We start from the raw sequence: 11,851 nt of genomic DNA, 5'->3' as shown, positions 1-11,851 counted from the left end.
CGCGGGAGCTGTGCTTTGTTATGTCCCGGCTTTTGCCGATCCGCGCGAGGTGGGCGTCTGGATCGATGACACCGGCAAGGGTGCGGTCAAAATCGAGATTTGCACGCCGACGACGCTCTGCGGCAAAATCTACTGGCTCAAGGAGCCGCTCGGCGCCAACGGCGAACCGAAGATCGATCGCTACAATCCCGAGCCCTCGATGCGGACCCGTCCGATCTGCGGGTTGCCTGTCCTCGGCAATCTGTCGCAACTGGCTGAAGGCGGTTTCGATAACGGCTGGGTTTACGACCCGAAAGAGGGAAAATCCTACAGCGTTGCCCTTGATCTCGTTAATGCAGATACGCTGAAGGTGACCGGCTACAAAGGCATGCGCTTCCTCGGCAAATCCCTCATCTGGACGCGAGCGCCAGCAGACTTGCCGCCGTGCTCTGCGGATGCTGCTGAAGCTCCGGGCGAAACCAGCCCTCATGCCGCAAATGCAAAGGCCGCCTCACCGGCCAAACCCGGCAAGACGGCCTCTAATACAAAACCCAAGCCGAAAAAGGCTGCTACTCCGCAGCACCCAGTTGCTTCGAACTAGTGGATGCCTGCTTGCGGCCGGACTTGACTGCTTCGGCCGCCAAGATGCGATCAACGAATTCCGCCGTTCTATCAACGACATAGTTCCGCTGACGATCGAGCGTGACGAGATGATAGCTATCCTCGAGCACTGAAACTTCGACCACGCCGCCGAGCTTGCGTTGCAGCGTCATCGTATTCTTGATGTCGCTTTGGTCATCGTGGCGGGGGTGGAAAATCAGGGTGTGCAATTTCACCAGCGACAGCATCGGCCGGACATTGCGGACGAGTGAGAAGAATTCATAGACCGTTCCGCCGCCGCGCACCGTGATATCGGCGGGCATGTTGTCGGCGCCGCGCATCGCGTCGAGCGCAAAGTTGCGGATACGCTCATCTTTAATGCCGTAAGGGGCCGGAGTGCGGAACTTGAAGAGGCGCGCCGTCCACTTGTCGGTGACGAGGTGGAACAGCTTGATCATCTTCGGGATCGCCCAGCCGTTCACGGCCAGCGTCGGCGCATAGAGCATCAGGCCCGCAGCCTGATCCTGCCGGTAGGCTGCAAGCCTCAGCGCCAGAATTGAGCCAGCCGAAGCGCCGCCGATGATGACGGTGTCGCACGTGCTGCGCAGATCGTCGAAAGCCTTGGAAACCGTCTGATACCAGTCATGCCACGTCGAAAGACCGGAAACGTCGGTCCCGAATGTCAGACCCGGAACGACAGGGCAGTAAACCGTCATGCCTTTGCGGGAAAGCGCGTGGGCCACCGATTTCATCTCGAGCGGAGATCCGCCCAGAGAGTGAATCAACAATACCCCCGAGGATCCGCCCGGAATGAAGAGACTGCCGCGAGTAGGCTGAAATTTCTGTTTATTTGTCATTGGCTACTTGCACTTGCTGAGGACCAGCCGAACGCTCTTTACGACGCAGCATCCCAAGATGCCAACGCAACTATGTGTCGCGCCACCGTAAATTTTAAGGGTAACCCTGGACGTCCCGCAGTTAAGATTTGGTTCGCGAACTTAGTACGAAGTATCTGAAATGGCCACACCTTTCGACACCGGATCAATACACGTTGGTAAACAAAGACCTGATGCCTATCGGACCATCTCATCGACTGCCAGTTGGCGCCCTAACTCATGATGTTGCAATGCGGCATAAAATGGGTGGGGCGTGCGGCGAATTGATATCGCATCATTCGTGATCCCTCCGTGCCCGATTGTTCGGACCGTGTGAACGTCAGCTCCCCAAGTCGCTTCCGATACTCAAACACCGGTCGTCCGCGAGCGTTCCCGACGTCCCGTGGTGTGCAATTTATCCCTGAGATTCTGACGGATTGGCGGGCCAGTCACTGTTCGCACGCATTCTTTGATTTATACTCGCTGGAACTTTTCTATTGGACGCGCATGCCGACGACGCACGCCGCTGGGATTAGATTGCAGTGATTTTCTCGCCGCGCTCCGCAATTGCGCTTCTCGTGTGCATTGCCGTCGCATCGAGCCAGCTTTCGCTTCCCACGATCGCGGCCGAGATCAGCCGCGCCGAATATGAGGCGTGTCAGGCTCGTGACGACGCCGGATTGAGAACCGCGGTCGTCGCAATCGCGACCGATGCGATCACCAACGGCACCAAGACGATCGACTACGGCGCCCTTGTCGACGCGCAATGGCGCGAGCGAAACCTCGACCAGATCATCGATAACCGGGTCGACATCGCGGTTACCGAGATCACCAACGAGACGAGCTGGACCGATCGGCTGAAGACTCTGGCCGACAATGAAAAAGCCCAGCAGCTTGCGACGGCCGTCGCGGAGCGCGTCTATCGCTCGGACGCGGTGAAGACGGCGATTGCCGATCTTGCCTCCGGGGTCGCGAAGGAAGTCGGCAAAAGCATCGAATTCGCAAGCACTGACGCAACGAACACGCTGCTTCAGTGTCTGAAAGCCTTCGTCGGGCCTCGCTACGGCGGAGCGGTCGCCAATGTGCTCGCAGGAGACGCCAGCCGGAGCGTCAACGTCGATCCCAACAAGGCGTCGGGCAAAGTTTCGGCAGGTTCGGTCCTTAATGAATCGACAGGGGGCCTCGCGGGCGCGACGATCCTGATCGTCCGGAGACAGCTCGCCAACCTCGCCCAGCGCGTCGGCCAGCGGATCGTCGGTAGCGTGCTATCGCGGGTCGTCTCGGTGGTCGCCGGCGGGGTGGGCCTAGTGTTGATCGCCAAGGATCTCTGGGATTTCCGAAACGGCGTTCTGCCGATCATCGCCACGGAGATGAAGTCGCCCGCGACCAAGGTGAAGGTGCGCGAGGAGCTCGCCAACACCCTTGCGACCCAGATGAACGATCACATCAAGGAAATCGCGGCGGCGACCGCCGATCAGGTCATCGAAGTCTGGCAGACCTTCCGCCGGGCCCATGCACTGGTCCTTCAGATCGCCGATCGGAACGGGGACTTCCGGGCGTTTCTCGATCGCGTCGATCCGCAGTCGCTGCCCCGGCTCGACGAAGTGGTGTCGATCCTTGCCGCCTCGGAAGGTCAGGACTCGATCCTGCGCAGGCTGCAGGACGGCTCCCTCAACCAGGCCGTTCACTTGATGCCGGACAAGGGCCTGCAGATTGCGCGGGAAACCAACTCCGTAGCGACCGGCCTCGCCTGGACGGCATTGGCAGGCAAGCGGCTCGACCGCGTCGTCGACTATGAGTTGCATCGGCGAATGTCGCCCAAAGATCTGACGACGGGATCACTCGATCGCATTCTCGACCTCAACGACCGGGCGGCGATCACCAAGATCGCCGGTGTGCCAGCCGCAGCGCGCGATGCTCTATTCAGTCTCGATGTCACCGACCTCAACCTCCTGCTGCGGTCTCTTTCCGAGGACGAAATAGAATCTCTTGCGGGTTATCTCGACGGGCTGAGGCCCGGACCGCGGGAAGCGGTTCTGAAGACGATCGCGGCAAGCCCCGCGAAGATGCAGTTGCTGGCATCGCGGAGCATTCGCGAGGGCATCATCGCGAGCCAGGATCAGGAAATGGCGGCGCGGATGATGCTGGCAGACAGCAGCGGCCTGTCGCCGAGGTCCGTCGTAGACGATGCGCGGCTGGTGTTCGACGGCCGCGTCGCGCCGTCACTCTTATGGTACAAGCATCCGCAAGCAGTCGCCGCCGCGGGGCTGCTGAGCCTCATTGTGCTTGCCTGGTTCGCCCGCCTTTTCCGGCGCAGGCGTCCGCCGCAGGCCTCGGAGAGCAAGACTTAAACCCGACGTTGCAATTCAGCCTTATCCAAAGGCTGTCCACATGCAATCCGCCTTGCCTCGTCCCGGCGGAGGCGGGCTCCTGCTATAACGATTCGACGGTCATTGATGGACCCATAGCGAAGGGGGAAGATCATGCGCGTGCGGTTCAGAAACGAAGAGGGAGTTGGTGACATGGGATTGAAGGCGCCGGGGATCATTACGTTCATGCTCTCCGTTATCCTTACGGTCATCGTTCTGACGTCGAAGTTTTTTGGCGCCGAGATTCCCGGTCTGACCGGTAATGAATCATGGGCGCTTCTTGCTTCCTACGCGATCCTCATGCTCGGCTGCATGGTTCGCGGGATGTAGCGAAATGGATCGCTCGTGCTGCAACGCAACCGAGCTTTGGACATCGCTTTCGATCACTTCATCCCAATGATGTGCGCTCCTGTCGCGCGGCAACCCGCGATATGGAGGTGCGTGTAGCCGCTGGCTATCGAAGGGGGATGCCGAACGAGATGCCTCAGACTTTTGCGCGGCGCGCGCGCCATTCCAGCAAAGCCATCGTGATGGCTGTCGCGCTGACGCTTGCGGCGCTTATCGCGCTCGCCATCGCATCTCGCGACACGCGCCCCATGGGCATGAAGACGTTCAGCCCGGTCTCGACGATGCCGGTCAGCGTCGAGTCAGGCGTGCTGCCGGTGGTCCACCGCTAAACGCGGCACCAGCGGCTCGGCCCGCACCAGTCCGCGGACAGAATTCCCGAGATAAATCTCCGCCGCTCCGTTCAGATCCTGGATCGTCAGCCGAGCTTCCTCGGCGCGTCCCTCATCAAGAAGCGCTGCCCGCAACGTACCGGGCAATACGCCTGCCGCCAGACGCGGCGTCAACAACTTGCCGTCGCGCGCGATAAAGATCGACGTCCGGCTCCCCTCGGCAAGCTCTCCCGCCTCGTTGAGATAGACCACTTCATCGGCGCCGAGCGTGTCGGCGTAATGTTTCCATTCGCGATCGTACAGCTCGCGCCGCGTCGTCTTGTGGTAGAGGAACAGGTCGGAGCTGTTGAGCCGGCTGTCGGACACGACATACCGCATCACCGCATCGGCCGGCGCCGCAGGCTGCGGAGCGGTCGTGACGGTTACGCCGCCGTCTTCATCGAGCAGCAAGCGGACACGCAGACGCTCGTTGGTGTTCCCCGAAATTGCGGCTTCGATCGCGTCGTGAACCTTGCTCGCGTCGAACACAAATCCGAAATAGGCCGCAGACGCCGCCAGCCGTGCGAGATGATAGCCGCGCAGCCAGATCCCTTTCTCCGGCTCATGCAGCATCGTTTCGATGAGTTCAAAGCGGCGCACGGGGTCGGTGAGGAACTTCATCTTCAGCAGGCATTCGGCATATTCCTTGACGCCATCGGAATCCGCGACGATGCCCGAGCCGATCCCCATTTCGCCCGCGCCCTTGCGATCGATGACCGTGGTGCGGATCGCTACGTTCAGAAGCGCTGTGCCGTCGGGGGAGAACCGTCCGATGGCTCCGCAATAAACGCCGCGCGGCTCGGTTTCGAGTTCGCGGATCAGTTCCATAGCGCGGATCTTCGGCGCGCCGGTGATGGAGCCGGGCGGGAAGATCGCCTTCAGGACATCGACAAGGCCTATGCCTGGCTTTAGCTCGGCGCGCACGCCCGACGTCATCTGATGCAACGTCTTGAACGTTTCGACGGTGAAGAGATCAGTGACGCTGACGGAGCCCGGATCGGAAATGCGGCCCAGATCGTTGCGCATCAAATCGACGATCATCAGGTTTTCAGCGCGATTTTTCACGTCCTTCGAAAGCGCAGCGCGCACCTCCGAGTCGGCATCGAGCGTTCCGGCGCGCGGCGCCGTTCCCTTCATCGGACGCGTCTCGATCACCCGGCCGTCCTGCTTGATGAATAGCTCAGGCGACGCCGAAAGAATTGTGACGTCACCGGTATCGACGATGCCGGCGTAAGCGACGCGCTGTTTCAGACGCAGATCGCGGTAGAGCGCGAGCGGCGAACCTTGCAGATTGAACTTCGCCTTGAAGGTCAGATTGAGCTGGTAGATGTCACCGCTCTTGATGTTGTTCTGAACCTGCTCGAACCGCTTCAGATACGAGGCGCTGTCCCAGCTATGGGCAAGCTCACCGAGCGTCGGGTTGCCGATCGCCTCTTGGTTCAACCATTCCTGAACTTCGGAGCCCATCAACTCGCGCGGCGACGTATAAAGCCCGAACCAGAGAAGGGGCATTTTACGCCGTTCGGGCAGAAGCGACGCAAGCCGCGGTTCCAGGAGATAGCCAAGCTCGTAGGAGAAAAAGCCAGCTGCGTGCAGGCCGCGCTCAAGTCCCGAAGTCAACGCGGCCAGCGCGGCGTCGACCTCTTCCGGGCCATCGGCGCGAATGATCTCGGCCGGATGCTCGAACAACTGCGACACCGCCTCGAGCGACGTGCTGTTGTCCAGCAGAACGAAACCTTCGGCCAGCGCGGGCGTCTTATGAGCCGTGGAATTCGCTTGCGCACCGGCGCCGGATGTCGTGGGGGAATTGTTTGCGGAAGAGCGGTATGTCATCGGCTGGTTCTAACGCGGCCGCGCGGGGATTGCCACTCTGACGAGGTCCTTGCGGGATCGTGGCCGTCCTGAAAAATTGTATGTGGCGCGGACGGTTCTGCCGATATGGAACCGACTGAGGACGCCCGCAAAAGGTCGCATGGTGGTGGCGGCGTTGCGATTGAAGTCCCAAATGCTTCCCGACTCCGCGGAGCGCAATGCATACTGAATTGGCATAGATTTTTAAGAAGCGTCGAAACGGGCACAATCGGATGACAGAAAGCGCAGCGTCCAGCGTCGAAACCGGTTGCGCTATCGTCGGAGCCGGCCCGGCGGGGCTGATGCTAGGCCTGATGCTCGCACGAGCTGGCGTCGACGTGACCGTCATCGAGAAGCACGCCGATTTCCTTCGCGACTTTCGCGGCGACACGATTCATCCGTCGACGCTGGAGGTCATGCACGAGCTTGGGCTGCTGGATGGGCTACTGGCGCTTCCGCATACCGAGGCGTCGCGTCTGCACGCAGAGATCGGCGGCAAGGATATCACCATCGCGGACTTCTCGCGCCTGCCGACGAAATGCCGTTTCATCGCGTTCATGCCGCAATGGGAGTTTCTCGACTACTTGGCGGGTGTCGCACGCAAGCTGCCGAATTTCCGGTTGGTGATGCCTGCCACCGTTACGGCGCTGATTTCAGACGGCGGCAAAATTGCCGGCATTCAAGCGACGACAGTGAACGGCGACATCGAAATCCGGTCGCGGCTCGTGATCGGCGCGGATGGACGCAACTCGGTCGTGCGCGAGAAAGCGGGGCTCGAGATCGAGCGCTTCGGAAATCCTAGCGAAGTGCTCTGGATGAAGCTTTCTCATGCTCCCGACGATCCCCCTTACACGATGGGCCACGGCGGGCCGCGCCAGGGCTTCGTCATGGTTGATCGCGGCGATTACTGGCAGTGTGGTTATGTCATTCGCAAGGGCAGCTTCGAGGATCTGAAGGCAGGCGGGCTCGACGCTTTCCGGGCGACGGTCGCCGCCGTCTCGCCGCTGCCGCGCGAGCGCCTTCAGGAAGTTAGCTCGTGGGATGACGTGCATCTTTTGAGTGTGCGCATCGATCGTCTCAAGCAATGGTGGCGGCCGGGGTTGCTGTGCATCGGTGACGCAGCGCATGCGATGTCGCCGATCGGCGGCGTCGGCGTCAATCTCGCGATTCAGGACGCCGTGGCGGCCGCCAATATTCTCGCGGGACCACTCCGCGATGACACGCTGACAGACAAGCACCTCGCCGACGTCGAAGCGCGGCGGTTATTTCCAACGAAGGCCACGCAAAAACTGCAGCTGATGATGCGACGCGACCGGCGAAAGCGCGAGAGCACGGACGCGAAGCGGGACGGCCCCCCAGCCTTCATGCGCAAAATCGCGCGCTGGCCAATACTCGCCCATCTTGCGGGGCGTCTGATCGGTCTAGGCTTTCGCCCGGAGCATGTTCGCAGCGAATGACGGGGGGAGCTTAAGCCGCATGGGGTACGCGGATCAATTTGGCATAAAGTATATTGCTGGTTCTTTTTGCTGACCCGCGCGAAACACTTTCGGATGCGTGGGCGGCGTGTTTAAAGAGCCGGAAAGCCGCTTTTTAAGAACGCAGATACTCCCAACCATGAAATGCCGCCGATTTCTCATCGGCATGAGAATTCGGCACATCAGCATATTGAAGGCTGAGTGTCAGCCTGCTTCCTTCCAACGTAGGACGGTTCATGGAAGTCGCCGCTAGAATGTATGCCGGGATCATTTTTCCGGACGTCAATTCGAAAATTGAACCTCAACTCTCGGCCACGCAAAAAGCAATGCTGGATGCGACACCGGATTGCATCAAGGTCCTGTCGGTTGACGGCAAGCTGGTGACGATGAACAGGGCCGGATGCCTCGCGCTCAACGTTCCCGCAGAATCCGAATTTGGAATGCCTTGGCTGCCATTGCTGCCTGAACAAGTGCATGAACTCGGTCTAGCCGCCCTGCATCAAGCAGCCAAAGGGCATAATGCGCGCTTCCCTGGCCAAAGCGAGTCGGACGGCATCAGATATTGGGACAACCTTCTGACGCCCATCGTCGACAACGCGGGCCAAGTGCAGTCGATCCTTTGCGTATCGCGCGACGTCACCGAAAAGATGCGGATCGAGCGGGAGCTGGAAGCTGCGATTCACCGCGAGAAACTTCTTTCACGTGAGATGCATCACCGCATCAAGAACCTGTTCACGGTGGTTTCTGCGCTGATTTCCATTTCCGAGAAAGAAGCTGCAAGTCTTCAATCCCCCGCTCGTGCCACCAAAATTCTTCGCGAGAAGCTGCAAGCGTTGGGGCGCGCATCGGATGCTGCGTTTGCCGACCGAACTGGCGAGCACTTCGATACGAAGCAGATCGAATTGGGTTCACTTGTCCAATCAGTCCTGAAGCCTTATGGCGATCGCTTCCAGGCGAACGGCTGCCAGATCTATGTCGGCAGCGCTATCATGACGATGCTCGCATTATTCCTGCATGAACTCGCCACCAACTCGGTCAAGTACGGGGCCTTCAGCGCCGACGATGGACTTGTTTCCGTGCAGTGGAACAGCGGAGAAAGCGGACTCTATCTCTCGTGGATTGAAGAGGGCGGTCCGAAGATCGAGGAGGCTCCGCTGCGCCAAGGCTTCGGCAGCGAGATGGTGGACCACCTCGTTCAGAGCGCGGGCGGAACCGTGAACAGAAACTGGCGCAGCCAAGGTCTCGTCACGGAATTGCACTTGCCGCTCTCGGCCCTGATATAATTATCTGGGCACTTCCAGAAGCGCCGTCAGATTAAGCGGCGCAATCAAAAGAGCACGGACCGGAGGTCTAAAACCATCCTCGCCACTTGAACCAGAGCAATGGTATTATCGTGCTCAGAACGATAAGCGCCAAGGCGTACGGATAGCCCCAGCTCCAATTCAGTTCCGGCATATCCTTGAAATTCATTCCGTAGATGCTCGCCACGAGCGTCGGCGGTATTCCCGCGACGGATACGACGGTCAACACCTGGAAGATGTCGTTCTGTTTCGTCGTGATGAAACCGAGAACTGCATCGAGCAAAAACTGCACTTTGCCGTAGAGCTGCGTCTCGAAATCCGCGAGTGAGAGCAGATCGGCTTGCGACGTTTTGAGATCGCCAACGACCGAAGCGCTGACCCACGGCCGTTCTTTCGCGAACGGAAGCGGGACGATGCGCTGCAATCCGAGAATGCTCGCGCGGATATTCGACAGCCGCTCGCCGGCGTTGCCGACTTCGATCAGGATGTTTCTGAGTGTCGCGTTCGATTTCAACTTCGGGCGGCCGCGACGGCTTTTCAATGAGGGGAAAATCTGCCGAGAGAGCATATCCAGCTCATTCCCTATTTGCTCGAGCAGATCCGATATCACGTCGATCATCTCGCCCGTCAGAGACGCGAAGGCTTCGGCACTCGATGTCAGTTGCTTGCCCTCGAGCAACCCGGCTTTGCAGGCATTAAACGCCCTTAGCTCCGAAAATCGGGTGGTGACGAGCACCTTGTCGGACAAAACAAAGCCGATCGGCGAGGGAGGTTCGTCGATCGCACTCGCATTCGTCACAAACGGCATGCTGAGATAGAGCACACCGCCGCGCTCGGATACTCGGCTGGAATTTTCAATTTCAGAGAGCTTCTCCCGGTCAGGGAGCTTCAACCCCGTTGCCGCTTGAGCTTCGGCGAAATCAGCCTGCGATGGATTGACGAGATCATACCAGATCTTCGAACCGCTTTGCGCATCGCCGTAGCTTGACAACATTCGGAAGGTCCATCTCGTTTTGAGGATGGGGCCCTTTTAGAGCATCGGAAACACGGTTGCGAGAGCACATGCAGCGCCTGTCAGAAACGTAAGGCTCATCTTACCAAGCGAATGCGACTGTGCGCTTACGGAAGCGCGCGCGATGACACGTTTGAATACACGCTCATCCGCTAACAACATTTACGAGCATAGCGATCGCCGCTTTGATGCAAGCGGCGCAAGAAGGATTTGCGTGAATCCACAATAAAGAGAGGACATTTGCGCACGCCTTTCGACTGCGCCTTTTTGCTGTTCCTCGCACCTGTTAAACGCATCGCGTCGCGTACATCTCTGGGGCCTTCATGGCGGAATCCTTCCGAAAAGCATTCGAAGTGGTGGACAGAAAACTGCATGCTCCGGCGATCCTGATGACCATTGTCTGGCTCTGGCTGATTGCCGGAGCCGCATGGAGCGGACACGCAAAAGCATTCCCTGGCCTTCTGCTCTTTTTCGGCTGCTCCGCAGTCACATACTTTCTACTCTGCCAACAAAAGGCGCTCGCTGAAGCCGTGAGCCGTGCGGCGGATATTTTCTCAATTCCGCCGTCGCTACGGAACGGCGCGTTGTGGATTGCGGGAGTGATCGCTGTCGCCATTGCACTCCTGCATTTCATTTTGTTCGACGGCTTTACACTGGTGGCCGCCCTCGCCGCAGACGATCAGATCGCCATCGCTTTAATGCGGCAGAACGTTACAGCCTCACTCCCCAGCTTCATGAAATACGCGAGCTCGATTGCCGCGCACGGGCTTTTTCCGATCGTCATCGTACTCGCCATCGCGAACGGACAACGCATGTTGGCGATACTGACGGGAGCTGTCGGCCTGATTTACGCCGTCTGCCTTATGCAAAAATCCGGCCCTATCCTTCTGATGTTGCCGCTCGCCGTCTACCTCCTATCTACACGGCATTTCATCAAGGCGGCGCTCACTAGTGCGGTCGTCGGTGTTGTCGTCATTTTCATGGGCTTTGCCGCAAACCCGCAGGTCCGGCCGGCGGCGATGGTGACTTTAAGCAAGGAGCTTCAGAAGACCAGGATTACAAAACCAGCGGCCGATGTTGCTTCAACGCCTTCCCCGCGCATTTCAGCAGCGGACGACGCGAGCAACGCAAATCTTCTCGGCGCGTCGCTCCTCTACCGCGTCCTGGTGACGCCCGGCGAAGTGGTTGGGCAATGGTTCGATGTCATCCCTGCACAAATTCCATTCGGCGAGGGATGCGGCTATCGCTTCCTCACGTCGCTGCTCCATTGCAATTTTCAGAATTACCCTCGCATCCTGTACGACCATCTTTTCCCCTCTGAGGCCTCAATGGGCCTCAAGGGGACGGTCAACGCCGCATCGATGATGACGGCTTACGCGAATTTTGGCTGGCTGGGCTTGGCGCTGATTGGTGTCTTTCACGCTATCGTGGCGTGGGTCCTGCTAATCATTTTCCAGCGCGATCCAGTGCTGACGCTTCCGATCAACATGACGTTCATCCTCTTGCTCAGCTCGGGGGACATCTTCACGTTGCTGTTCTCGGGAGGCTGGGGGCTATCGATCCTTCTGTTTGCAATGATCGCTCGTGCCGGTGGGCCCCAAAAGGAAATCGGAACCGACTTTCCATCGTCAACGAGACTTCGAACAGTTACCCTGTAGCTAGTGTGCGCGGCC

Annotated in this window: 10 protein-coding genes; 7 read left to right on the top strand and 3 right to left on the bottom strand. The window is 59.1% G+C overall.

Features of this window, described 5'->3' with window-relative positions; all coding sequences use genetic code 11:
• Window positions 1-10: 10 nt before the first annotated feature.
• Complete coding sequence (locus HYPGJ_RS13735) at window positions 11-580, top strand: DUF2147 domain-containing protein (RefSeq protein WP_244466149.1); 570 nt, start codon at window positions 11-13, stop codon at window positions 578-580.
• Here HYPGJ_RS13735 and HYPGJ_RS13730 read toward each other — a convergent pair.
• Entirely contained in the window at window positions 549-1,436 is an 888-nt protein-coding gene (locus tag HYPGJ_RS13730) for an alpha/beta fold hydrolase (RefSeq protein WP_046847646.1), read from the bottom strand. The genes HYPGJ_RS13735 and HYPGJ_RS13730 overlap by 32 nt on opposite strands.
• A 560-nt stretch (window positions 1,437-1,996) precedes the next feature.
• On the opposite strand from HYPGJ_RS13730, the gene HYPGJ_RS13725 reads away from it, so the two are divergent.
• The 3 genes from HYPGJ_RS13725 to HYPGJ_RS13715 all read left to right on the top strand — a co-directional run bounded on the left by HYPGJ_RS13725 (window position 1,997) and on the right by HYPGJ_RS13715 (window position 4,500).
• Window positions 1,997-3,805 (top strand): hypothetical protein, encoded by a 1,809-nt coding sequence (locus tag HYPGJ_RS13725; protein ID WP_046847645.1) that lies wholly within the window; start codon window positions 1,997-1,999, stop codon window positions 3,803-3,805.
• 171 nt (window positions 3,806-3,976) lie between these two features.
• Entirely contained in the window at window positions 3,977-4,153 is a 177-nt protein-coding gene (locus HYPGJ_RS13720) for a hypothetical protein (RefSeq protein ID WP_244466146.1), read from the top strand.
• Window positions 4,154-4,302: 149 nt separating this feature from the next.
• Complete coding sequence (locus HYPGJ_RS13715) at window positions 4,303-4,500, top strand: hypothetical protein (protein ID WP_244466144.1); 198 nt, start codon at window positions 4,303-4,305, stop codon at window positions 4,498-4,500.
• Here HYPGJ_RS13715 and pabB read toward each other — a convergent pair.
• Entirely contained in the window at window positions 4,471-6,372 is a 1,902-nt protein-coding gene (gene pabB / locus HYPGJ_RS13710; protein WP_052750908.1) for an aminodeoxychorismate synthase component I, read from the bottom strand. The two genes, HYPGJ_RS13715 and pabB, sit on opposite strands and share 30 nt — an antisense overlap.
• A gap of 251 nt (window positions 6,373-6,623) precedes the next feature.
• Between pabB and HYPGJ_RS13705 the strand changes: the two genes are divergently transcribed.
• Window positions 6,624-7,847 carry an FAD-dependent oxidoreductase gene (locus HYPGJ_RS13705; protein WP_046847642.1) on the top strand — a complete coding sequence of 408 codons (1,224 nt, stop codon included), beginning with the start codon at window positions 6,624-6,626 and terminating at the stop codon, window positions 7,845-7,847.
• A gap of 344 nt (window positions 7,848-8,191) precedes the next feature.
• Window positions 8,192-9,148, top strand: coding sequence for a PAS domain-containing protein (locus tag HYPGJ_RS13700; protein ID WP_159108303.1), 957 nt, complete (start codon window positions 8,192-8,194; stop codon window positions 9,146-9,148).
• 67 nt (window positions 9,149-9,215) lie between these two features.
• On the opposite strand, the gene HYPGJ_RS13695 is transcribed toward HYPGJ_RS13700, so the two are convergent.
• Window positions 9,216-10,160 carry a magnesium transporter CorA family protein gene (locus HYPGJ_RS13695; protein ID WP_046847640.1) on the bottom strand — a complete coding sequence of 315 codons (945 nt, stop codon included), beginning with the start codon at window positions 10,158-10,160 and terminating at the stop codon, window positions 9,216-9,218.
• A 341-nt stretch (window positions 10,161-10,501) separates the two neighbouring features.
• On the opposite strand from HYPGJ_RS13695, the gene HYPGJ_RS13690 reads away from it, so the two are divergent.
• Entirely contained in the window at window positions 10,502-11,836 is a 1,335-nt protein-coding gene (locus HYPGJ_RS13690; RefSeq protein WP_046847639.1) for a hypothetical protein, read from the top strand.
• Window positions 11,837-11,851 lie beyond the last annotated feature (15 nt).

This window comes from Hyphomicrobium sp. GJ21 (assembly GCF_001006785.1).
Lineage (GTDB): Bacteria > Pseudomonadota > Alphaproteobacteria > Rhizobiales > Hyphomicrobiaceae > Hyphomicrobium_B.
This window is presented reverse-complemented; position numbering and strand designations above follow the sequence as displayed.